15 protein-coding genes are annotated in these 24,585 nt (G+C 67.9%); all 15 read right to left on the reverse strand.

Annotation, left to right across the window (positions count from 1 at the left end; all coding sequences use genetic code 11):
• Window positions 1-4 precede the first annotated feature (4 nt).
• The gene (gene rplN / locus ACI3KY_RS02680; protein ID WP_194414500.1) at window positions 5-373 is read right to left on the reverse strand and encodes a 50S ribosomal protein L14; all 369 of its coding nucleotides are present in this window, start codon (window positions 371-373) and stop codon (window positions 5-7) included.
• The gene (rpsQ, locus tag ACI3KY_RS02685) at window positions 370-702 is read right to left on the reverse strand and encodes a 30S ribosomal protein S17 (RefSeq protein ID WP_194414501.1); all 333 of its coding nucleotides are present in this window, start codon (window positions 700-702) and stop codon (window positions 370-372) included. Before rpsQ ends, rplN begins: the two co-directional genes overlap by 4 nt.
• A complete protein-coding gene (gene rpmC, locus ACI3KY_RS02690; RefSeq protein WP_404928661.1) occupies window positions 702-1,016 on the reverse strand; it encodes a 50S ribosomal protein L29 in 315 nt (104 codons plus the stop codon). Before rpmC ends, rpsQ begins: the two co-directional genes overlap by 1 nt.
• On the reverse strand, window positions 1,016-1,435 hold the full coding sequence (gene rplP, locus ACI3KY_RS02695; protein WP_018171451.1) for a 50S ribosomal protein L16: 420 nt from the start codon (window positions 1,433-1,435) through the stop codon (window positions 1,016-1,018). The genes rpmC and rplP overlap by 1 nt, the downstream gene beginning before the upstream one ends.
• Window positions 1,435-2,208 carry a 30S ribosomal protein S3 gene (gene rpsC / locus ACI3KY_RS02700; protein ID WP_194414503.1) on the reverse strand — a complete coding sequence of 258 codons (774 nt, stop codon included), beginning with the start codon at window positions 2,206-2,208 and terminating at the stop codon, window positions 1,435-1,437. The genes rplP and rpsC overlap by 1 nt, the downstream gene beginning before the upstream one ends.
• Window positions 2,208-2,606, reverse strand: coding sequence for a 50S ribosomal protein L22 (gene rplV, locus ACI3KY_RS02705; RefSeq protein ID WP_404928662.1), 399 nt, complete (start codon window positions 2,604-2,606; stop codon window positions 2,208-2,210). Before rplV ends, rpsC begins: the two co-directional genes overlap by 1 nt.
• A gap of 22 nt (window positions 2,607-2,628) precedes the next feature.
• Window positions 2,629-2,910 carry a 30S ribosomal protein S19 gene (gene rpsS / locus ACI3KY_RS02710; protein WP_045275479.1) on the reverse strand — a complete coding sequence of 94 codons (282 nt, stop codon included), beginning with the start codon at window positions 2,908-2,910 and terminating at the stop codon, window positions 2,629-2,631.
• A 12-nt stretch (window positions 2,911-2,922) separates the two neighbouring features.
• Window positions 2,923-3,762, reverse strand: a complete 840-nt coding sequence (gene rplB, locus ACI3KY_RS02715) for a 50S ribosomal protein L2 (RefSeq protein WP_194414505.1) — start codon at window positions 3,760-3,762, stop codon at window positions 2,923-2,925.
• A gap of 24 nt (window positions 3,763-3,786) precedes the next feature.
• A complete protein-coding gene (gene rplW / locus ACI3KY_RS02720) occupies window positions 3,787-4,086 on the reverse strand; it encodes a 50S ribosomal protein L23 (protein WP_045301485.1) in 300 nt (99 codons plus the stop codon).
• Window positions 4,083-4,745, reverse strand: a complete 663-nt coding sequence (gene rplD / locus ACI3KY_RS02725) for a 50S ribosomal protein L4 (protein ID WP_404928663.1) — start codon at window positions 4,743-4,745, stop codon at window positions 4,083-4,085. Before rplD ends, rplW begins: the two co-directional genes overlap by 4 nt.
• A gap of 4 nt (window positions 4,746-4,749) precedes the next feature.
• On the reverse strand, window positions 4,750-5,409 hold the full coding sequence (rplC, locus tag ACI3KY_RS02730) for a 50S ribosomal protein L3 (protein WP_404928664.1): 660 nt from the start codon (window positions 5,407-5,409) through the stop codon (window positions 4,750-4,752).
• An 8-nt stretch (window positions 5,410-5,417) separates the two neighbouring features.
• A complete protein-coding gene (rpsJ, locus tag ACI3KY_RS02735) occupies window positions 5,418-5,726 on the reverse strand; it encodes a 30S ribosomal protein S10 (RefSeq protein ID WP_106816553.1) in 309 nt (102 codons plus the stop codon).
• Between the two features lie 442 nt (window positions 5,727-6,168).
• Window positions 6,169-7,779 (reverse strand): hypothetical protein, encoded by a 1,611-nt coding sequence (locus ACI3KY_RS02740; protein ID WP_404928665.1) that lies wholly within the window; start codon window positions 7,777-7,779, stop codon window positions 6,169-6,171.
• Between the two features lie 448 nt (window positions 7,780-8,227).
• Window positions 8,228-14,239, reverse strand: a complete 6,012-nt coding sequence (locus tag ACI3KY_RS02745) for a SpaA isopeptide-forming pilin-related protein (protein ID WP_404928666.1) — start codon at window positions 14,237-14,239, stop codon at window positions 8,228-8,230.
• Window positions 14,240-14,488: 249 nt separating this feature from the next.
• Window positions 14,489-24,298 carry a hypothetical protein gene (locus tag ACI3KY_RS02750; protein ID WP_404928667.1) on the reverse strand — a complete coding sequence of 3,270 codons (9,810 nt, stop codon included), beginning with the start codon at window positions 24,296-24,298 and terminating at the stop codon, window positions 14,489-14,491.
• Between the last annotated feature and the right edge of the window lie 287 nt (window positions 24,299-24,585).

A 24,585-nucleotide genomic window follows, 5' to 3' on the forward strand; every position in this document is an offset into this window, starting at 1 on the left:
GGGGTCAGATCACCTCCGGTGCGAGCGAGACGATCTTCATGAACTTCTTGTCGCGAAGCTCACGGCCGACCGGTCCGAAGATGCGGGTGCCGCGGGGCTCCCCGTCGCTCTTCAGGATGACGGCGGCGTTCTCGTCGAACTTGATGTAAGAGCCGTCGGAACGACGGGTCTGCTTGACGGTGCGGACGATGACGGCCTTGACCACATCGCCCTTCTTGACGTTGCCGCCCGGGATCGCGTCCTTGACGGTGGCCACGATGATGTCACCCACGCCGGCGTACCGACGGTTCGAGCCGCCGAGAACGCGGATGGTGAGCAGCTCCTTGGCGCCCGTGTTGTCGGCGACCTTGAGGCGGGACTCGTTCTGAATCACTTGGCCTTCTCCAGGATCTCGACCAGACGCCAGCGCTTCGTGGCGCTCAGCGGGCGGGTCTCGTTGATGAGCACGAGGTCACCGATACCCGCCGAGTTGCCCTCGTCGTGCGCCTTCACCTTGGAGGTGCGGCGGATGACCTTGCCGTACAGCGGGTGCTTCACGCGGTCCTCGACCTCGACGACGATGGTCTTGTCCATCTTGTCGCTGACGACGTAGCCGCGGCGGGCCTTGCGGTAGCCGCGGGCGTGGACGTCGCGCACATCGTGCTCGGACGACTCGTGACCCTTTGTCTCGACCGCGTCGGCGGCCTTCTTCGTGTCAGCCATTACTCGGCCTCTTCCTTCGCGGCCTTGTCAGCGTCGTCCGCCTTCTTGGCCTTCGTCTTCTTCGCCTTCGTCGCCGTCTCCAGCGGTGCGGGCGTGGCACGGATGCCGAGCTCGCGCTCACGGATCACGGTGTAGAGCCGCGCGATGTCGCGCTTGACCGCACGGATGCGGCCGTGGCTCTCGAGCTGGCCGGTGGCCGACTGGAAGCGCAGGTTGAACAGCTCTTCCTTGGCCTTGCGCAGCTCCTCGACGAGGCGCTGGTCTTCGAACGTGTCGAGCTCGCTCGGAGCGAGCGTCTTGGTGCCGATCGCCATTACGCGTCGCCCTCCTCGCGCTTGATGATGCGTGCCTTCAGGGGCAGCTTGTGGATTGCGCGGGTCAGGGCCTCACGAGCGAGTTCCTCGTTGACGCCGGCGACCTCGAAGAGGACGCGACCCGGCTTGACGTTTGCGACCCACCACTCGGGCGAGCCCTTACCGGAACCCATGCGGGTCTCGGCCGGCTTCTTGGTGAGCGGACGGTCGGGGTAGATGTTGATCCACACCTTGCCGCCACGCTTGATGTGACGCGTCATCGCGATACGAGCGGACTCGATCTGACGGTTGGTCACATACGCGGGCGTCAGAGCCTGGATGCCGAACTCGCCGAAGGAGACCTTCGTGCCGCCGGTGGCCTGGCCGGAGCGACCCGGGTGGTGCTGCTTGCGGTACTTGACCTTGCGGGGAATAAGCATTACGCCGATGCTCCTTCTGCGACGGGGGCCTCGTTGCGACGGTCACCACGGTCACCGCGGTCGCCGCGGGGTCCGCGACGGTCGCCGCGATCGCGCGCCGGCTTCTGGTTGGCCTGCTCGCGAGCGAGCTCCTTGTTGGTGAGGTCGCCCTTGTAGATCCAGACCTTCACGCCGATGCGGCCGAAGGTGGTCTTCGCCTCGTAGAAGCCGTAGTCGATGTTCGCGCGCAGCGTGTGCAGCGGCACACGACCCTCGCGGTAGAACTCCGAACGGCTCATCTCGGCGCCGCCGAGGCGGCCGGAGACCTGGATGCGGACGCCCTTGGCGCCGGCGCGCTGCGCGCCCTGCAGGCCCTTGCGCATCGCGCGGCGGAACGCCACGCGAGCGGTGAGCTGCTCGGCGATGCCCTGCGCGACGAGCTGAGCGTCGGCCTCGGGGTTCTTGACCTCGAGGATGTTCAGCTGGATCTGCTTGCCGGTGAGCTTCTCGAGGTCGGCGCGGATGCGCTCGGCCTCGGCGCCGCGACGTCCGATCACGATGCCCGGGCGGGCGGTGTGGATGTCGACGCGGACGCGGTCACGGGTGCGCTCGATCTCGATGTTGCTCACGCCGGCCCGGTCGAGCTGGGTCTGCAGGAGCTTGCGGATCCTGATGTCCTCGGCGACGTAGTCGGCGTAACGCTGACCCGGCTTCGTCGAGTCCGAGAACCAGCGCGACACGTGGTCGGTCGTGATGCCGAGGCGGAAGCCGTAGGGGTGGACTTTCTGTCCCATTACTTGCTCGCCTTCTTGCTCTTGGCAGCCGGCGTCGTGTCGGTGACCTCGGGGGTCGACAGCACGACGGTGATGTGGCTGGTGCGCTTCTTGATCTGGAAGGCACGACCCTGCGCGCGGGGGCGGAAACGCTTGAGCGTCGTGCCCTCGTCGACGTACGCGTTGGCCACGTACAGGTCCTGCTCGTCCAGGTACTCGCCGTCCTTGTCTGCCTTCACGCGAGCGTTCGCGATGCCGGCGGCGACGAGCTTGTAGATCGGCTCGCTCGCGCTCTGCGGCGCGAACTTGAGGATGGCCAGGGCCTCCTCGGCCTGCTTGCCCTTGATGAGCGCGACGACACGACGAGCCTTCTGAGGGGTCACGCGGATGTGTCGCACGCGTGCGATGGACTCCACCATTTCTCTCTCCTCTGCCCCCGCGTCAGCGGCGGCGGCCCTTCTTGTCGTCCTTCACGTGGCCGCGGAAGGTGCGGGTGGGCGCGAACTCGCCCAGTTTGTGGCCGACCATGGTCTCGGACACGAACACGGGGATGTGCTTGCGTCCGTCGTGCACGGCGATGGTGTGTCCCAGCATGGCGGGGATGATCATCGAACGGCGCGACCAGGTCTTGATGACGTTCTTGGTGCCGGCTTCGTTCTGGACGACGACCTTGCGAAGCAGGTGCTCGTCGACGAAGGGGCCCTTCTTAAGGCTGCGAGGCATCTTCCTCTACTCCTACTTCCGCTTCTTGCCGGCGTTGCGACGACGGACGATGTACTTGTCGCTTTCCTTGTTCGCGTGGCGGGTGCGGCCTTCGGCCTGACCCCACGGCGAAACCGGGTGACGACCACCGGAGGTCTTACCCTCACCACCACCGTGCGGGTGGTCGACAGGGTTCATCGCGACACCGCGGACGGTCGGGCGGATGCCCTTCCAGCGGTTGCGACCGGCCTTGCCCCAGTTGATGTTCGACTGCTCGGCGTTGCCGACCTCGCCGACGGTCGCGCGGCAGCGCGCGTCGACGTTGCGGATCTCGCCCGAGGGCAGACGCAGCTGAGCGTAAGGGCCATCCTTCGCCACGAGGCGAACCGACGTGCCCGCCGAGCGCGCCAGCTTCGCGCCGCCGCCGGGGCGGAGCTCGATCGCGTGGATCACGGTACCGGTGGGGATGTTCTTCAGCGGCAGGTTGTTGCCCGGCTTGATGTCAGCCGACGCCCCCGACTCGACGATGTCGCCCTGCGCCAGCTTGTTCGGCGCGAGGATGTAGCGCTTCTCGCCGTCGAAGTAGTGCAGGAGCGCGATGCGCGCGGTGCGGTTGGGGTCGTACTCGATGTGAGCGACCTTGGCGTTGACGCCGTCCTTGTCATTGCGACGGAAGTCGATGACGCGGTACTGGCGCTTGTGGCCACCACCGATGTGACGCGTGGTGATGCGGCCCTGGTTGTTGCGGCCACCGGTCTTGCTGAGCGGGCGGAGGAGCGACTTCTCAGGCGTCGATCGGGTGATCTCGGCGAAGTCGGCCACCGACGAGCCGCGGCGACCCGGGGTCGTGGGCTTGTACTTGCGAATAGCCATATCTCTAGTCCTCTATCCCGACCGTCAGCCGACTGCCGTGAAGATGTCGATGGTGCCCGACTTCAGGGTCACGATGGCGCGCTTGGTGTCCTTGCGCTTGCCGGTGCCGAAGCGGGTACGACGGGCCTTGCCCGTGCGGTTGAGCGTGTTGACCGCTGCGACCTTGACGCCGAAGATCTTCTCGATCGCGAGCTTGATCTCGGTCTTCGAAGCGCGGGGGTCCACCAGGAAGGTGTACTTGCCCTCGTCGATGAGCCCGTAGCTCTTCTCGGAGACGACCGGCTTCAGGATGATGTCGCGCGGGTCCTTGTTGACGGCGGTCATGCCGAGACCTCCTCGGTGGCGGCGGTCTTCGAGGCGACGAACGCGTCGAAGGCGGCCTTGGTGAAGACGATGTCGTCCGAGACGAGAACGTCGTACGCGTTCAGCTGGTCGAACGGCAGCACGTGGGCGAACGAGATGTTGCGAACGCTCAGCACCGTGACGTCGTCCTCGCGGTCGACGACGACGAGCACGTTCTTGGTCGCGTTGACGCTGGCGAAGACCGCTGCTGCGGTCTTGGTCGAGGGCGCACCCTCGATGCCGAACGTCTCGACGACGTGCAGACGCTCACCACGAGCACGGTCGCTGAGCGCGCCCAGGAGGGCGGCGGCGATCATCTTCTTGGGGGTGCGCTGCGAGTAGTCGCGCGGCTTCGGGCCGTGCACGATGCCACCGCCGGTCATCTGAGGCGCGCGGATCGAGCCCTGACGGGCGTTACCCGTGCCCTTCTGCTTGAAGGGCTTGCGGCCGGCGCCCGAGACCTCACCGCGACGCTTGGTCGAGTGGGTGCCCTGGCGAGCCGCCGCGAGCTGCGCGACGACGACCTGGTGGATGAGCGGGATGTTCGTCTTGACGTCGAAGATCGAAGCCGGCAGTTCGACGGAACCAGCCGTCGTGCCGTCTGCCTTCAGGACGTCGAGCGCGAGAGTCGAGTCAGCCATGAGATCAGGCACCCTTCACTGCGTTGCGGACGTAGACGATGCGGCCACGAGCACCGGGGACGGCGCCCTTGACGAGCAGCAGACCCTTCTCGGCGTCGACGGCGTGCACCTTGAGGTTGAGGACGGTCACGCGCTCGCCACCCATACGGCCGGCCATGCGCATGCCCTTGAAGACGCGGCTCGGCGTCGACGAGGCGCCGATCGAGCCGGGCTTGCGGTGGTTGCGGTGCGCACCGTGCGAAGCGGAGACGCCCTTGAAGTTGTGGCGCTTCATGACGCCCGCGGTGCCCTTGCCCTTGCTGGTGCCGACGACGTCGACCAGCTGGCCGGCCTCGAACGTGCCGTCCACCGTGAGCTCCTGACCGAGTGAGTAGTCAGCAGCGTCCGAGGTGCGGACCTCGGTGAGGTGACGGCGCGGGGTGACACCCGCGGCCTCGAAGTGGGCCGTGAGGGGCTGGTTCACCTTGCGCGGGTCGATCTGGCCGTACGCGATCTGGACAGCCTTGTAGCCGTCCTTCTCGGGCGTACGCACCTGCGTGACCACGTTCGGTGCGATCTCGATGACGGTGACGGGAACGAGCTTGCCGTTCTCGTCCCACACCTGGGTCATGCCGAGCTTGGTGCCCAGCAGTCCCTTGGAAACCTTGTTGTTGATGTCAGCCATGTCGAACCTCAGAGCTTGATCTCGATGTTGACATCGGCCGGGAGGTCGAGGCGCATCAGCGAGTCGACAGCCTTGGGCGTCGGGTCGACGATGTCGATCAGACGCTTGTGGGTGCGCATCTCGAAGTGCTCGCGGCTGTCCTTGTACTTGTGGGGAGAACGGATCACTGCGATCACGTTCTTCTCCGTCGGAAGGGGCACGGGGCCCACGACCGTCGCGCCCGCACGGGTCACGGTGTCGACGATCTTTCGTGCCGACGAGTCGATGACCTCATGGTCGTACGACTTCAGGCGAATGCGGATCTTCTGTCCCGCCATTGTCTGCTCACTCTCTTTCTCGCGTCATACCCCAGTGGCATTGGACGCACGTGGCGCTACGCGCCTGGCACTTGCGCACCGCTGTTCTGCTGTCAATCCGGGTGTCACGCCGAAGCGCTGCTCCCGGCATCCGTTCTCCGCTTGCGCGCGAAGCATGGCTCCGCTGTGGGTGGATTCGAGATGTGGTGGTTCTGCTGCCCGCGGCCTAGGACTCTGCGCTTTGCGCCTGCCTATGCACTGCCCTGACAGTGATCCGACGCACGCCAAGAGGGGCGCCGGAATGTGGAACCTCACTAGTCTACGTGCAGCCCGGGCGTGTCGCAAACTCGGGCGTGTCGTGACGCGAGTATGCTCGGCCGTTTCCCAGATCGGGGATGCCGCGTGGCAGCGGAAAGGGCGGCCGCGCTGTGCGCGACCGCCCTCTCCGTGCTGTGTGGCGTTGTTACTGCATGCTCGCGTGACGGCGGCGGTAGGCCACGATCGCGACGACCGCGATGCCGGCGAGGAGCGCCGTTCCGCCCGCTGCGACGATGATCGGGCTGACCCCGCCACCGGTCACTGCCAGTGCTTCGGCGTCGGTCGACGTCGGGGTGCCGGCCGGCTCGTCGCCGCTGCCCACGGGCGGGTTGGCGCAGAGCGCGGTGGCCTGCGGGTACTCGACCTCGGTCGTGTAGGTCGGGTTCACCTCGAACTCGACGGTGACGCCCGCGCGGGTCCACGCGAAGTTGCCGTCGGTCTGCACGTACTCGCCGTCGACGAGGTCCCAGCCGGGCCACATCTTCGGGTTGCCGTCGGATGCGCCGGGCCAGAGCAGCTTGCCGCTCAGGGGCTGGTCCTCGACGACATAGTCCTCGCCATCCGGGTTCACGAAGGTGATCGTGACGGGGTTGGCGCTGTCGGCCACGAAGCCCTCGGGCAGTGACACGGCGTAGCCCAGGTACGGCACGTCGCCGACGCACACGGACTGGATCTCACCGGGCACCAGATCGCAGGTCTCGCCGATCTCGGCCTGCGTGAGCGGGCGGGTCTGCGTCTCGGTCACCTTCGTGGTCGACGGGACCGCCGGGCCCTCGCCTTCGAGCGTGTAGGTGGTGGTGCTGACTTCACGCGTCTGAGTCACCACGGTGTCACCGCAGGCCCACACGCCGTCCTTCCACTCGGTGCGCTCGACCGTGGTGTCGGGCGGGCACGTCGCCTGCTCGGCCGGAGTCAGGGCACGGGTGGTGACGACCGGCTCGGAGTCCACGGGAGTGCCGAGCACCCACTTCTCGGCCTGCTCGTCCCACGTGTGGTCCGTGGTCGTGGTGATGGTCGTCACGGTGGCGAGCTTGGTGTTGCAGTCGAACTTCTCCGTGGTGCGATCCGTGATGACGGGCTCGGGCTTCACCGGTAGCTCGGGTTCGCAGCCTTCAGCGAGCTGCGCCAGGTTCGAGCGGACGGTCCAGGTTGCCACCGTGCCGGCGGGGAACGCGGTGCCCGCGAGCGGCGTCGCGATCCAGGTCGTGGTCCCGTCGTCATTCACCTCGGAATCCCACTTGACTCCGTCGCCGCGTGTCAGCGAGCCGGCCGCATCACACGACGGAGGCGTGTAAGTCAGCCGCGGGGTAACGAGCGTCGGCGTCGTCGTCGGCACGGTGCCCTTGCAGACGATCCAGTGCGACACGTCGGACTGAGGGCCGCCCGCCTTCGTCAGCGGCGACGCGTAAGCCACGCCGGCCTTCGGGTTCTCGATGACGTTGTTGCTCGTGGCGCCCTTGACGATCAGCACGACCCACTGGTCACCGGGCCAGGAGTCCTGGAACTGCGACAGCGTGACGGTCTTGCCGTTGTTCGTCACAGCGCCGTGGTCGTTCCGCTCGTTGCCGTGCTTGTAGCACTGCGCGTCGAACTGGTCGTAGCGCGCCTCCCAGTACGCCTCACCATTGGCCTTGGCGCTGGCCGGCTCGATCGTTCCCACGGTCCCAACCATCGGCTCAGCGGCGGTGGCGCCGGCGGTGACCAGCGGAGCCACCACCAGTGCTGCGGCGACCAGCGCCCCAGCGAAAGCTCTCAAAGTTCTCTTGCGCACTGCAGACACAGTGTTCCTCCCCTATTCGGCGTCGAGCGCCGTCCCAGCGGTGCGCAGAGCGCACCGTACTTCCCAGCGACGTACGAGAGCACGCCGTACTTCCCAGCGACGTGCGAGAGCACGCCGTACTTCCCAGCGGCGCGCGGGGGCACGCCGGTACTTCTGCGACGCGCGGGGGCGCGTCGTACTCGCCGGCACGGGGGTGCCGTTCCTCCTCCGATGCGGGGGGCGCAGAGGAGAACGGCGGAGAACCGCCGCTCGTGCAGGCTATCGGTCGGGGGTGGATGTGCGAAATCGACGCGCGGGCCGTGGCGCAGACGCGCTCGAGCCCCTCGCGTTCGGGGTGCGAGGGGCTCGAGCTTCCGGCCTACCGAAGCGGGCCGGAGTCAGGTGGGAGAGAGCGGGCCTTGGGGCGGTCCCGCCCTCTCTCACGTCAGATGATCGCCTTGGCCTCTCCGCGGCGGCGGCGGGCGACGATCAGCATCGTCGTGCCTCCGAGCAGAGCGAACAGGCCCATGATGACCAGCAGCGGCGGCAGTTCCCCGCCCGTGGCCGGGAGCGCCGACAGCAGCACGGTGGCGTCGTCGGAGTCACGGCCGGCGTCGTCCGGGTTGCCGAAGGTGTGGTAGTCGACGACTGCCACGTTGGTGATCGAACTGCTCTTGGACGCCGGGTTCACCGTCGCCGCGAGCGTGATGGTGGGAGCCGCCGAGGCACCCTCGTTGGCACCCTGCGGCTGCAGGGGTCCGAAGAGCACGCACTCGAGCGATCCGCCGTAGCCGGCGCTGTCCTGACCCGTCACGTCACAGCTCTGCCAGTTCGGGAACACCGTGTCGTCGCCCTCGCCGTCCCAGGTCACGTCGGTGATCTTGATGTCGGCGGGGATCGCGTCCGTGACCACCACGGACTCGGCGGCCGAGTCATCGCTCATGTTGGCCACTGCGAGGCTGTAGGTGAACGATGCGCCCGGGTCGGTCTTCTCGACACTTGCCGTCTTCTCGATCTGGACGTCCGAGTGGCGGGCCACGAAGCACTCCGGGCTTGCCGGCGGATACTCGACCGCGAACTCGAGCGTCGGGTTGACGCTGAAGGTCACCGTCGATCCCAGTCGCCACGAGTAGTCCAGCTCACTCGGGTCGAGGATGAGGCCGTTGAATACGAACTCGGCCTGCTCCTCCGGCGTCATCACGTCGGTCGTTCCCGGCATGTAGTACTGCGTGGGGATCGAACCGGGCACGATGTCGCTCGCGACGATCGGCCGCCATCCGGGGTAGTCGATGGAGACTCCCGAGGGTGTGAAGGCCGTTCCGACCCATTCGATCTCATCGCTCCAGGTCGTGTCTCCACCCGGGTGGGTGATCGCCACTTCCTGGGGGTCCGTGGTCGGCTCGAGGCTGTCCGGCGTCCACAGGAAGTCGATCGGGTAGTCCAGCAGCGTGCCGGACTTCGAGATCGTCCACCCCAGCAGCGGGGCGTCACCGATGCAGCTCGTGTAGACCAGCGCCGTGATCTCGCGGACGGGGATCTCCACCTCGTCGCAGTCGTTCGTCGGGTCCTCGTCGTAGAGGGCTGCGACGCAGGCCTCGTTGACGAGTTCGTCGATCGGTGCCGGCGGCTCTTCCGCCCCGTCCGGGTAATCCGGTGCGAGGAACTCGACCGTGATGGTGATGTCGACCGACTCGCCCGCTCCCAGGGTCGGGATGCTGAGGCTCACGACGTTGTCGCCGTCGACCAGCTCGGGCGCGTTGTCGTTCGTCCAGTCCGCCGGGAAGTCGATGTTCGTGACCTCGAGGCGCTCGGGCACCGGATCGGTCACCACGACGTCCTCCGCGTCGCGGGTGCCGTTGTTGGTGACGGTGAGGACGTAGTCGAACGTGTCGCCGACCTCGACCCACGGCTCCTCGCCTTCCGGAGCCTCCGGCAGGTTCGTTGCCGTCTTCTCGATCGAGACGTCATCGAAGTGCACCGTGCCGCAGGCACTGTCGTCCTCGGTGACCTCACCGACGGTGAGGTACGCGGTGTTGACGACGCCGATGCCTTCCGCCACTTCGGCGTCACACGGCTCAGGATCCTCGGGCACGACGGTCACCTCGACGTCGACCGACACGGTGTAGACCGGGTCGTTCGCTCCGTTGCTCGGAGGGGCGACCTGATCGTCGGCGAGCTGAGCCGTCAGGCTCGGCAGGGCCCACGTGCCGCTCGTCGGCCCGGTCCACGATGCACCCGTGTAGGTGACGCCGTCGGCCGGGGTGTCGAGGGTGTCGGTGAGGTCGTACGTGATCGGCACGAGGACGCTGTTGTTGTGCACGGTGATCTCGTAGGTCACCGTCCACGACCCGTCCTCGTTCTGCACCGAGTCCACGACGTCCTTGTCGACCGTGAAGCCCTGGTCGACGTGGGAGTTGACGATGGTGCAGACCACGTCTTCACCCTTGTCGAGACCAGCGAGGTCCGCGGCACCGGAGACGCTGTTGGTCACCGCGACCGCGCCGTCTCCATCCACACACGACCACTGACCGGCCGCGAACTCGTTGGAGCCCGGGAACGTCGCGATCAGCGCTTCGGAGAGGTGGAACGGGACGCCCGCCACGACGTTGGTCGGGGGCACGTCGCCGCCGGCGATGTTCGTGACGTTGACGCCGATCTCGGGGTCTGCGGTCAGCTGCCAGTTCGTGTCGGCGACACCCGGGGCGCCCGATACGACCTTGAGCAGCGCCAGGGTCGGCAGCTCGGCGGTGTTGGTGAACACACAGGTCACCGGCTGCGCCGGCATCTCGAACGAGCCTTCACGAGCGCCGACGTCGAGGATCACCGTCTGGTCGCCACCGGTGCATACCAGTGTCGACGTGTAGTCGGACGGGTCGCCATGGGCGACCTCCACCAGTTCGGCGACGGTCACCTGCTCCCCGATCGTCGCGTCTTCGCTGATGATGTTCTCGAGGTCGGTGAACGTTCCGCCATCCGTCGTGGACGTCGCCGTTCCAGTGCCGCCGCCGCTGAGTGTGAGTTCAGCGCTGTCGCCGCTCTCGCTGTTCACCCAGCTCTTGATGACCGTGAGGTGCGACGTCTGCGCCTCATTGACGAAGCGGCAGATCGCTGCGCCCGTCACCTTGAGGAGGAAGCCGCGTCCGTCCGTGCCGACCGGAGTGGTGTCACCGGCGGTGCAGGAGAAGGACGACACGTACGTGCCCTCCGCCTGCAGCGACTCGGCCATCGGAAGCACCGCACCGATGCGAACCTGAAGCGAGACGACGTTGAGCGCGTCGAGGAAGTCCCTCGGCGAGTCCGCCAGCATGGTGGAGAGCCTCGTCGCCAGGGCGCCCGACTCGGGCGTCACCGACAGCGTCGTCCTGTCACCGGTGAGTGCGTCGATCCACCGCTTCTGCAGCAGGACCCCGACCTTGACGGAGGTGTTCGTGAACGTGCAGTTCACGTCGACCGCGGGAGCGGTGAATTCCGCAATCGTCGTCGTCTGCCCGGACGTCGCGTAGCCCGTGCACACGTAGCTCGACGTGTAGGTGCCGCGGTTCGCGCCACCCAGCGACTCGGCGATGTTGACGTCGTCACCGATGCGGACCTGCTTGACGACCACGTCGCTGTCGGTCTCGTTGACGATGAGCTGACCTGCAGTGCCGGCCGTCGACGTCGCCGCCGTGCCGTTCACCGACAGACCCGCGGTGTCACCGCCGAAGGCATCCGCCCACGTCTTGTGGACCTTCACCTGCACGGTCTTGGCCGTGTTGACGATGGTGCAGTCGACGCTCTTGCTGACGGTGATCTGCGGGATGTCGGTGCCACTGCCGTTCGAACCGTCGGAGCACGACCAGGTCGAGGTGTACTCGCCCTGGTTGTCGTCATCCAGGCCCTCGGACAGGGTCACCTTGTCGCCGATGCGCACGCTGACCTGGGCCGTCTGGGGTGACGTGCCGTTGCCCTCGGGAGCTACCGCGTTCGCGGAGCCGGTGGCGGCACCTGTGATCGAGAGGTGGGCGATATCGCCCTCGAAGGCGTTCACCCACTGCTTCTTCAGCGTGACGGTCGCCTTCTGCGCCGTGTTGGTGAAGGTGCAGACGACGTTCGCGTCAGGCATGCGGTCCAGCGTGTACGCCGTGCCGCCACCCGTGGTGGTCTGCGCCGGCGTGCACGAGAACGTCGTGCCGTAGGACGCGCCGCTCGGGGTCGTCAGCTGCTCGCCGAAGTTCACCGTCTCACCGATGCGGACGGTCGCCGTCGCGGCGTGCGCCGCGTCGAGCCACGAGCCGGACTGGCCGTTCGAGGTGCTGACGTTGCCGTTCGAACCCGTGAGGGTCAGCGCGGCCGAGTCACCCTGGAAGCCGTCGATCCACTGCTTCTGCAGCGTGACGGTGCGGGTCTTGGCCGTGTTGGTGAACGTGCACTGGACGCCGTTCGCCGACGCCGGATACGCCGGCACGACGATCGCGCCACCGGTTCCGGTGTTGTTCGTCACGGTCGCGCCCACACAGACGAGGGTCGACGAGTACGAGCCGCGGTTCTGGCCGTTCAGCAGCTCGCCGAGGGTCAGCGCCGATCCCGGTGCGACCGAGACCTGGACGACCTGACCGTTCGTCGGAGCCGTCGAGGTGCCGTTCGCGGTGGCAGCTCCCCCGATAGAGAGGTCGGACTTGTCGCCCGTGAAGGAGTTCACCCAGACCTTGCTCAGCGTCACGGTCGCGAACGGGATGTTCACGAACGGTGCGGAGATGATCGCATCGGATGCACCCTGCTTGATCTCGAAGTTCCGCGGCGTCGAGTCGAGGACGTAGCCCGTGGGCGCCGCCGTCTCGGTCACCGTGTAGGTGCCGACCGGGACGTTCACGACCTTGATCACACCCGGAGCCGGGTCGACGTCGTTGGTGCCGTTGTCGACGACCGTGCGCGGGAAGCTCGCCGCGCCCGCTGCGACACCGCCGGTGTTGGCGACGATCTGGAACGTCGCGCCGCCGAGAGGAGCGCCGGCACCGGCGTGCTTGTACCAGACCACCGTGCCGAGCGGGTCGGTGAAGGTCACGGTCTTGGACTCGGACTGGCCGAGCGTGACCTGCTGCGGGTTGTTCGGCGTCGGCAGGAGGTAGCCGGTCGGAGCCTGTGTCTCGGTGACCGTGTACGTGCCGGGGCGAACAGTGCCGTTGAAGAGGAAGGTTCCGTTCGCGTCGGTCGTCACATTGACCGAGCTACCCGCAACGCCCGTGGCCGGGTCGGGAGAGACCGTGAACTTCGCGCCCGCGAGCGGGGTTCCGTTGACGCCCGTCTTGAGGATCTTGAGCGTCGCACACGTCGACGGGACGTTCAGCGCGACGGGGTCGATCCAGTCGGCCAGCGAAGAGGTCTCGGACGGCGACTGGCTCGAACGCACGTTGAGGACGCCGAAGCTGCCGCTGCAGTTGCCCTCGCCGAACAGCTTGGTCAGATCGATCGCCACCTCGGCGAACGTCCCGGTCTCCAGTTCTCGCGTCGTGAGGTCGTTGATGGGGCCCTGGTTCACCTGACCGACGAAGCCTCCGACGTTGCCGAGGGCCACCCACTTGGTGCCGTTCCAGGTGTGCGCGCCCACCAGAGTCGGCGGGTTGTTGCCATCCTGCTGGATCGTCAGACGCAGGTCGCCCACCGTGCGGACGGTGATGGGGCTGGTGGAGGAGACGTTCGGCTTCTGGTTGAGCTCGACGTGGTAGGACACGGAGCCTTCGTTGGTCTGCCGCTCGAACCCGAAGTAGGCGTAGACGTGCCCACCTGCGGTCTGCGTGTACGCGTAGACATTGCCGATGTCGGTCTTGCTCGAACCGGAACCGCTGTTGAGGACCGTCTGGTTCGCAGCCCACGGCCAGTTCGCCTCGGAGGCGCCCTGGTCGAACTGGTGCACGTCGTCGAATCCGTCGTCGCGGACCGGCTGGCCGCCGACGGTCGCCCAGTCCAGCGTCCCCGCAGCGTTCAGGCAGAGGTTGCCGTCGATCTCGAAGCCGGCGACGGGAGAGCCTGCGACGGGCCAGGCCGTACAGGCCAGCAGCGCCTGGATCGTGATGTCGCTCGGTGCGGCGAGCGCCGAGAACGGCGCTGCTCCCGTGTCTCCCGATGCCGCATCGTCGGGTGTCGTCGCCTCAGGCGTCGTCGCAGAAGGCTCGACGACCTCGTCCGCCGGATCATCGGCCGGCGGAGCGGCCGGATCGTCCGCAGGAGGCGGAGTCGCGGCATCCGTCGAAGTGGTGTCGGTGGTCGACGCCTCGCTCGTGGCGGCGGGATCGGTGGGAGTCACCTCCTCGGCCGTTGCCGGGGACATCCCCGAGAACACGAGGGCCGCCGACACGAGGGCCGCGACACCTCCGACATACCAGCGGTTCTGAAGCGCGATCCTGCGCTCCTGAGTCCGCTCTTGACGCATGCGGCGGCGCAGACCCTCGTCAGAGGCGCGCACGAAAGTACGGTTGAACATCACTTCACCCTTGGTCGTCACGACACAGGGTGCCCCAAGAAGAGGCCCCTCCCAGCACGTAACGGCCAGTCGGAAATAGCGACGTTCCCCAAGTTTCCCCAAGAGGTTCGGCGTTGTCCCCAAACACGAGCCGAAACGTGTTCCCGCGGTCAACCTATGCCCGGCTGTCGCCGGCGTCAAGTACCGGAAGGGTAACGGGGTGTGCGGCTGGAGAGGGCGGGCCCTTGGGTTGCCCGCCCTCTCCAGGGCTCACAGGGTCGGCTTGGCCTCCCCGCGACGCCGGCGCGTCACGACCACCGCGGTGACGCCGGCCAGCAGCGCCAGGAAGCCGAGCATCAGCAGCGGCGTCAGCGGGCCACCACCCGTGGCGGGCAGGTTCGACAGCAGCACTGTCGCGTCGTCCGAGTCACGGCCCGGATCATCCGGGTCGCCGAACGTGTGGTAATCGACCACCGCCACGTTCGTGATCGTGTTCGCGCTCGACCGGGGGTTCGCCGTCGCCGAGAGCGTGATCCTCGGAGCGACGGTCGCCCCGCCGTTGTCGGAGTTGATCGGCTGCAGGGGGCCGAACAGCACGCACTCGAGCGTGCCGCCGTATCCGGAGCCGTTCTGACCCGTCACCTCGCAGGACTGCCAGTTCGGGAACGCGTCCGCGTCGCCCTTGCCCGGCCAGTTCACGTCGGTGATCTTGATGTCGGCCGGGATGGCGTCGGTCACGACCACGCTCTCGGCAGCCGAGTCGTCGCTCACGTTCGCGACGTCGAGCGTGTAACTGAACGAGGCGCCCGGTTCGGTCTTCTCGACGCTCGCCGTCTTCTCGATCTGCACCTCGGTGTGACGTGCGACGAAGCACTCCGGGGTAGCCGGCGGGTATGCCGTCGAGAACTCGAGCGTCGGGTTCACCGTGAACGTGATGTCGGTGACACCGCGCCACGCGAAGTCGAGCTCGCTCGGGTCGAGGATCAATCCGTTGAACACGTAGTCCGCCTGCTGCGCCGGCGTCATCACGACGTCGGTACCCGGCAGGTAGTACTGCGTCGGGATCGAACCCGGGACGATGTCGGACGCCTCGATGGCCCGCCAGCCCGGGAAGTCGATCGAGACGCTCGACGGCGGCGGTGTGAACACCGCACCCGGCCACGAGATCTCGTCGCTCCAGGTCGTCGTACCACCCGGCTGGGTGATCGCGACCTGCGCGGGCGTGGTCTCAGGCGTCACATCGGCGTTGTTCGGTGCCCAGAGGAAGTCGATCGGCTCATTGACGAGCGACTGCGACTTGGTGACCGCCCAGCCGAGGAACGGAGCGTCGTTCACACAGCGCGTGTACACGAGGGCTACGAGGTCGCGGGCCGGCACTTCGGCCGAATCGCAGTTGTTCTCCTCGACGCCGTCGTTCTCCATGGAGACGCACGCGGTGTTCTCGAGCACGTCGATCGGCTCCGGGATCTCGGGGAGGCCCTCGCCGCCGACCAGCGGCGGGAGGCCCTCGATGTCCGGGGTCTCGGGGTTGTTGTCGTGGTCGTAGAACACCGGCTCCTGCTCGTAGGGCAGGAACTCGACCTCGATCGTGATCACCGCGGACTCGCCGACGCCGAGGAAGTCAAGAGTGAGGTCGACGACGTCGTTCGTCTGCTCTCCCCCGCTCTCGGTCCAGCCCGGCGCGGTGTGCCACGTGATCTCCGCCGGCGCCACCGTCAGCCCGAGGATGTCGAGGCGGTCGTTGAGGTCGTCGTCCGTGACGCGGACATCCGTCGCCGCGCGTGTGCCGTAGTTGGTGACCGTCAGCTCGTAGCTGAACGTGTCACCCGGCTCCACGGACTCCTCGCCCTCCGCGAGCACCGCCGTCTTCTCGATGCCGACGTCGTCGAACTGCACGACCTGGCAGCCGTCGTCCTCCGCGACGTGCTCACCCGAGATCACGGTGGCCACGTTCGGGATCACGATGCCGTCGCCCTCGGTGTCGTCGCACGTGCCCGGCTCGCCGACCGGCGGCGCGGTGACGGCGACCGTCGCGAACACCCGGTAGGTGTGCACGCCGTTCTCCGGAGTGAGCTCGCCGTCGTCGACGACGGTCCACGTGCCGGAGCCGTTCCACGTCGGGTTCGTCGGCTCGGGGGTGACGTCATCCCAGGGCTCGGCGCTCCAGTCGCCGTCCAGCTCCACGCCTGCCGGGAGCGCCGGGGCGTCCGTCAGGTCGTACGCCACCGACTCGGGCAGCGGGTCGGAGTCGGACTCCGGGTAGCTGACCGTGACGGTGTACTCGATGTCCCACGTCCCGTCGCCGTTGTCTGTCGTCTGACCGCCGTGCTTCTCGATCTCGGGGAACACGGGCTCGGAGCAGGCGTCGACCGGGGTCTCGGATCCGCCCGAGGTGAGCAGCGCCGTGTTGAGGAAGCCGCCGGCCTCCGGACCTTCACCGCTGAGGCAGTCGGTGGTCTCCCCGTCGATCGCCTCCGCGGTCACCGACGCGACGACCGTCACCGTGTAGGTGTGCGTCTGACCGGCGTCGATCTTCTCGTCGGTCGCGAGCGTCTGCTCCTCGTCGGGTCCGGAGAAGTCGTGGGAGGTTCCCTCGAACTCCCACTCCGCGCTGCCGATGCTGATGTCACCGCCGAAGTCCAGGGTGTCGGTGAGGTCGTACTCGGCGGACAGCCCCTTCGGGTTCTGCGGCCCCTGTTCGGCCAGGGCCACGTCGATCTCGTAGACGATGGTCCAGTCACCCGTCTCAGGGTCCTGGGTCGTCGACGCCACCGTCTTGGTGGGTACCGGGTAGACGCGCTCCTCTACGGGGATGCAGTCCTCGCCGGGGATCTCGATCTCACCGATCGACAGCACCGCGGTGTTGAAGAATCCGGTGCCCTCGCCCTCGCACGCAGCGAGGTCGGGGTCGAATGTGTCGGTGATGTCGACGAGCCAGGCGATCGTGTACACGTGCGGCGCGTCGGCCGCGCCGAGGGCCGCGTCGGTCACGAACTCGACACCGGGCGTCACCGGGATCGGCGCACCGTCGGGCGTGGTGTCGGTGCGCTGCGCCGCGCCCGAGATCACCGTGATCCCGTCCGCGAACGCCGGCGTGTCGGACAGCGAGTAGGACGTGTCGAAGCCGCTGCCGGTGACCCGGAGCTCGTACGTCACCAGCCACCTCGACGCGTCGTCGGCGTCCTGCGCGGCCGAGACGCCGATCTTCTGGAACGTCGGGAGCTTGGGCTCCTCGCAGTCGTCGTCGGTGATCGGCTCGCCGTTCACCGTGACCGTCGCGGTGTTGAGGAACCCGCCCGCCGACGGACCTTCGCCGTCCAGGCACGCGAGCGTGTCACCCTCCCACGCCGCGGCGTCGACGTCGGCATTGACCGTGACCACGTAGGTGTCGACCCCCGCATCACCGACCCTCGGCGCGAGCAACCGGCCGCTCGCCAGTGTGTCGGCCCAGGCCGGGCCGGCGAAGTCGTCACCGCCGGTCGGGCCCGACCACGAGGCATCCAGGATCTCGATGTCGCCGCCGAAGAGCAGCTCGTCCTCGAGGTCGTAGACCGCGGCATACTCTGCCGACTCGTTCGTGACCACGACGTCGTAGGTGATGTCCCACGTGCCGTCGGCTCGCTGCGACGTCCCGGTCACGGTCTTGTCGATGGTGACCGTCGGACGCTCGATCTCGGCGCAATCGGTGGACGTGTTGCCGCCGACCCCGTTGGTGACGGTCGCCGAGTTGTCGATCCCGCCGCCCTCGATGTCGCAGTCGAGCTCTCCATCGCTGACGGATGCCGCGACCTCGACGGTGCGCGACACCGTGTAGGTGTGCGTCGCGTCGGGCTGGATGAGGCCGCTGGCCAGCAGCGTGTCGCCGTCACCGTTCCAGTTCGCGTTGCGCACGCCTCCGCCGTCGGCCGGAACGGGCCCGGCCGCGGTCCAGGTGCCGCCGGTCACACCGGCCGGCAGGGCCTGGGGTGTGTCGGTGAGCGAGTACCACAGCTGGATTCCGCTGGGGTTCGACACCGAGACCTCGTAGGAGAGCGTCCATTCGCCGGTCACGGGGTTCTGCACGGACGGCTGCGCCGTCTTCTCCACCACGGGCGTCGCCGGGATGGCGCAGCCGCTGTCGGTGTCGGTGCCGCCCGGGAACGTCACCGTCGCGACGTTGAAGAAGCCACCGCCGTTGTCGGTGCATCGCAGGCCGGACGCGGGTACCGGGTCGACCTTCGACGTCGCCGTCACCACGTAGGTGTAGACGTGCGCCGCCGCGCCGGTGGCGTTCGCCGCGATCGGCACCTCGGTGGTGTCGGGCGCGCCGGACCATCCCTGCGTGAGGATCGCGAAGCTCGTCGCGTCGAACTGCGGCGCGTCGGTCAGCGTGTAGACGCTCGGCAGCGGGTTCGGGTTCGACACCGTCACCTCGTAGGAGATCGTCCAGACGCCATCCTCGCCCTGCGAGACGGCACCGTCGGACTTCACGACCTCGACGGGCACCGGCAGGATCTCGACGCAGTCCTCCGCCGAATCCTCGAACACGCCGTTCGTGACGACCGTCGTGTTCCAGATGCCCTCGTTCTCGGCCGGGACTTCACCGCACGCCAGGTCGTCGGGGTCGACCGCCGTCGTGAGCGTGACGCCCGCGGTGACGGTGTACGTGTGCTTCGCTCCGGTCGGAATCGTCCCCGTCGCCAGCTGCGGCTGGTCGGCGCCGTTCCATCCTGCCGTCAGCGTCGCATCGCCGGCGTCCGCGGGTGCCTTGACCGGCCCCGAGACCGCCCACGCGGTGGTCAGGTCGACACCCGTCGGCAGAGCGAACGGCACATCGTCGAGCGTATACGCGAGCGTCATGCCGCTCGTGTTGCTCACCTCGACCGTGTACGAGATCGTCCACGATCCGCCCGCGCCGGGCGCCGGTGCAGCGGCCGTCTTCGTCACCGTCGGCGCGCCGGGCTCGGCGCAACCGTCGTCGTTCGCGGTTCCCCCCGGGTAGGTGATCGTCGCGACGTTGTAGAACGCGCCGCCCTGACCGGGCACGCATTCGAGCTCCGGCTCCTCCGTCTCGGAGTCGAACGACGCCACGACGCGGTACACGTACTGCTGCGAGCTGTTCGCCGCGATCGCCGTGTTCGGCGCCGGAGCCGTTCCCTGCCACGTGCCGCTCACCACCGAGAACCCGGTGCCCAGGTCCGGCGTGTCGGTGAGCGTGTACACCGTCGCGAAGCTGCTCCCGTTGGTCACTGTCACCGTGTAGTCGATCTGCCAGTCGCCACCGGCGAGCTGGCTCACGGTACCGTCGGTCTTGGTCACGGTGACCGGGGGCAGCACGACTGTCACACAGCCCGTGGCATCCTTCACCACCTGGCCGGAGGTGACGGTCGCCTTGTTCTTGAGGCCCGCCTGAGCGGCGCAGTCGCCGATCGAGGTCGCCGCCGTCGACGGCACGAGCGTGCCCGTCACCGTGTACGAGTAGCTGGTGTTCGCAGGCAGCGTGCCCTGCCAGATCGTCGCCGATCCGGGCGCGTAGGGCGACGCCGCCGGCGCCGGCGCGCTGCCGACCGCGGTCACGACCCAGCTGCTCGCGTCGAGCGTCCACCCCGCGGGGGCCGCCGGGAAGGCGTCGCTCAGCGTCGCCTGGACGGCCGTCGTGGTGCTGGGGTTGCCCACGGTGACGGTGTACTCCACGTTCCACGAGGCATCCGCGTTCTGCGATGCGGGGTTCGTGCCGACCTTGACGATCGTCGGGAACGCCGGCTGCGCGCAGTCCTGCACCGTGGTCGGCTCACCGTCGACGGTGAGCGTCGCGGTGTTGAGGAACGCCCGCTTCGTCTGCGTCGACGTGCAGACCGAGGTGTCGGCACCGGCCGCGCTCTGCGCGACATCGGCAACCACCGTCACGGTGTAGACGTGCGTCGCGAGGGGCTCTTCGCCGTCGGTCTGCGGGGCGAGCGACGCGTTCGTCGCGAGCGTCGCTGTTCCTGCCGGCAGCGTGAACGCACCGCCGGTCCCGTTCGGACCCGTCCAGCTCGCCGACGAGGCGGTGATGCCCGCGCCCAGCTCGAGCGCGTCGGTCAGCGAGTAGAACAGCGTCGACGTGCGCGACTCGTTCGTGACGGTGATGTCGTAGACGATCTGCCACTTGCCGGCATCGGGTCCGGCGGCGATCTGCTGCGGCGAGCCGGCCCTGACCTTCTTCACGATGCCGCCTTCGGCGGGAACGGCCGTGTTGGTGATCTCACAGGTGACGTTCTTGCCGACCGCCGGAACCACCACGTCGTCGTCGATCGGGAACGCCACGCGCGGGTCGCTGCCCGTCACGTAGCAGCTCCAGTCCCCGGCGGTGTAGCCGGAGACGTTCTCGCTCTCGGTGAGGGTGTATTCCGCTCCGGGCATGACTGCTCCGGATGCCGTTCCCTGACCCGTGACCGACGTCTGGCCGTCGGCCGCCGCGGTGAGCGTCCACAGGTCGGGCGTCGCGGAACCGGCGCCGTTCTTGTTGTCGACGACCTTGACGAGCGTGAGCGTCGGTTTGATCGCGCGGTTGGTGAACGTACACGTCACGTTCGCCCCGTTGGCCACGGTAACGGTCTTGTTCGCCAGAGACGTCTGGCCGGTGGAGCAGACGAGGTTCGTCCACTCGTAGCCCGTGATCTGGTTGACCTCCGCGAGGGTATAGACGCCCGCGGGGACGTCCTTCGTCTCGTTGTGGTTGAACGTCAGCGTCGCATCGGCGCCACGCTTGACCGTGAGCTTCTGGTTCCAGTCGGCGGCGACCGCCGTGCCGCCGTTGCTCGCGTCGACCACCTTGACCAGCGTGAGCTTGCCCGGAAGGTCGTCGTTGGTGAAAGTGCAGGTGACATCGTCACCCGGCTTGAGGGTCAGCGTCGGGCTGCCCTTCGTCGTGCCCGCGTAGCCCGTGCACGACAGCGTCGAAAGGTCGTAGCCGGCGATCGCCGACTCCCCCAGGGTGTACACCACACCCGCCTCGACGTTCTGGCCCGACACGGCCGGGGTGCCGGTCACACCGCTGATGCTGGGTCCCCCCGGCGTCGTGGCCGAGAGGGTCCAGTCCGTCTTGACTGCCACGCCGCCGTTGTTGTTGACGACCTCTTTGAGGAGCGTGAGCTTCGGCGCGACGTCGTCATTGACGAATCGGTAGACCGGAGTGTCGAGGCCCGCCACTTGGATCAGCCAGTTGCCGTTGCCGTCTTTGCGCGGGAACCCGGCGGGATCGGCATTCGCCAGGACATCGACCCAGGAGCCGCCGACGAGCTGCTGCAGCTTCTGGAACTGATAGCCCGGCACGCTGGACTCGGTGAGCGTATAGGTGTGGCGCGGCCGCACCTGGAAGGTACTCGCGGGAACCTGCGTCTCCGAGCCGGTGACGGTCGTCGCCGACAGGCCGGCGAGCGTCGCAGGCGTTCCGGTCAGCTTCCACTCGCTCGCCGTCGCGGAGCCGCCGTTGTCGTTGACGACGTGCTTCAGCAGCGTAAGCGACGCGGTCTGGTTGACGAGCGTGCAAGCGACGTTGAAGCCGAGCGGCACATTCACCCCGCCGTTGATGCCGTCGGAGAACCCGCTGCCCTGGACGGGGTTGCCGTTGCCGTCGACCCGGATACAAGTCGCCGAGCCGCTCGAGAGCGGGTTGGACTGCAGGTTGGTGCGGTTGTCGGTCTGCGCGTAGAGCGGGCTGCCGTTGGTCTCGAAGAGCTGGTAGCGCGCGTTCGGCGTGACGTCGTGCTTGACGCCCGTCGTGCCGGGAGCGAATGCCAGCGGGCTGCCCGCGTCGGTGCTCTGCGCGTTCAACGTCCAGGAGGAGGGTGCCGCGGTGCCGCCCTGCACCGACTTGACCAGCGTCAGCGTGCTGCGGCATGTCACGGTATTCGTGATCGTCGCCGTGTTGTGCACCTGCGAAAGGGCGACCTGGTAGCCGCTGCCCAGCGCCGTGTTCATCGACGCGCCGTTGACCTCGGTCACGCGCGCGTCGTTGGTGCAGAGCTGAGGGTCGATCAGGCCGACGGTCTCGCTGAGCGTCGTCGTGTTGCCCTGCGTGTACCCGGTGCGCGTGACTCCCCAGCCCTGCGGAGTGGCGCCCGCGGCGCCGGGGCCCGTGAGGCTGAGCTGAGCGGAGAGACCGCCGGGCTGCGCGCCGTTGGCATACGCGGTGCCGTTGACGATCCACTTCTTCGTCACCGCAATATCAGCTTCTGGGCTGGGCGCACGGTTGTAGACGATGCAGTTGACCGCCTGGGTGCTGGGCACATCCACCGAGAATCCGAGGGCGCCCTGGTTCGTGACAGCGACGGCCGAATTCGTATTGAGATTTGTACAGACGGCGTTCTGGCCGCCGACCTGCGTCAGCGTGAATCCCGCCTGCTGCGTTTCTGTCACGGTGACGTTGCCCGCCGTGATGCCGCCGCCGAAGGTCAGCGGGTAGGTCACGGTGCCCGTGCCGTCGTTGGTGGTCGAGCGGTTCGCGGTCGGGGTGGTCACATTGGCGGTGTTCGAGACGCCGTTGAACTGCCAGCCCGCGCCCGCCGGCACGGCGCCCGCGATCGATCCAGCGGGAGCGGTGTTGGGCACGATCTGCTTGGTGACCGTGAGGTTGCCCTGGCAGTTGCCGAGCGCGAGGTTGCGCAGAGCGGTTCCCACCGCCGCGTAATCGGCCGTCTGGTAGTAGTCGGCGACGGCGCCGTTGTTGCTGCCGTTGTACGGAGTCGGGCCCGAGATCGCGCGCAGGTTCAGCCCGTTCGTCGCGCCGGTCGCGCCGGCACCCACACCGAACGCGAGGACGCGAGTGCCCGCGGCCTTGAGCGCGTTCGCCGAGAAGATGCCGTTCTCGGTCTCACGGAAGCGGTTGTCGCTTCCGCTGCCCTGGTACGGCTGGTTGTAGGTGGTCGGGTTGCCGTCGGTGATGATCACCGCGACGTCGAACTTGTTCGCCCCGGTGTTCGACGATGCGGCGATGCCGAGGCCGCGGTCCCAGTTGGTGCCGCCGTCGGAGTCCCAGCCCGCGTAGCGGTTCTTGAAGGTGCCGGCCTGCCCGGACGTCGAGACCGAGACCAGGTCGGGGTAGTTCTGGGAGGCGCCGGATCCGGGCGTCTGCCACGAGAAGGAGAAGAGCGACATGCGCGACGGCGTGCCCACCAGTGAGTCGACGAAGGTGTTGGCCGCCTGCTTCAGGTTCGGGAGCGCGCTGCCCACCGAGCCCGAGATGTCGAGGATCAGCGCGACGTCGAGACCACATGCCGGGGCGAGCGTGGCGTTGTTGCGCGACTGCTGCCAGATGCCGCCCGAGGCGTTGTCGGCGGTCCCGGACGACAGCATGAAGTCGTTCGCATCCTGCGATGAGTACGTCTGGCCCGAACGAAGCAGCGAGCCGGTGCGGAACTGGTAGGCGAGCGGATCGCCCGCTCCGCTCGCGCCGCCGACACGGAGGACGGGGTTGGTGTAGTAGCCGGCAGGCACGCCCGACTGGACCACCCAGTAGCGGGCGTCGCGGTTCGCACCGCCGCTGCCCGTGTTGGGCACGACGAACGAGCAGTCGCCCTGGGCGTCGGAGACGCATTTCGCCCAGCCGTCGCCCGTGCCGGCCACGCCGTCGGGGCGGGTGCCGCTCGGCGAGTTGTTACCGGTGTTCAGCAGTAGCGTGACCCCCGCGAGGTTGGTCACGCCCGTGATGCCGGTGCGGTCGGATCCGACCTTCACGGTGATGACGGCCTCGCCGGCGCCCGGGGTCGGCACCGACAGGACGCCGACGCCTGCCTCCTCGGTCGGCGCGAGGCGCGACTGCGTCTGGTCCGTCTTCGGCTCGTCGGTCTTCGACTCGTCGGCCGGCGGCTCGGAAGGCTCCGCCATCTCCTCGGACGGTGCCGGGGCCGGCTCCACGGGCGCGGGCGCCGGGTCTGACGGCGCCGGGTCGGCCGGCGTCTCCGCGGGCGGAGTCGTCTCCTCCGCGGGCGGGTTCGACTCGGTCGACGCAGAGGGCGTCGGCGCGGGAGTCTCCTCCGCGAGCGCCGGGCTCACCCCGCTGAAGATCAGCGCGCCCGACAGCAGCGTCGCGATGCCTCCGGCGTACCACCGGTGCCGCATCGTCAGTCTGCGGTCGCGCTCACGCGCCTCCCGCAGCTTCCGCCGCATACCCGAACGTGCCGAACCGTCATTTCCCCAGTGCACAGACATCGAGGGTTCCCCTTCTCGCTGATGTCAGCTCAAGGGGACCCCGAGTTTCCCGGTCGGACTCCCCAAGTGTGCGTTTCCCTCCGGTGTTAACTCCCCAGTTGCACCGGACGCACGTAGCCCACCGTCAAGCTATCGGCGTCCGCGTCGCGCCGTCAACGACGAATGATCACGGCGAGGTAACGATTGCGAAAACCCGC

The organism is Microbacterium sp. ZW T2_14 (genome assembly GCF_044987405.1).
Taxonomy (GTDB): Bacteria; Actinomycetota; Actinomycetes; order Actinomycetales; family Microbacteriaceae; genus Microbacterium.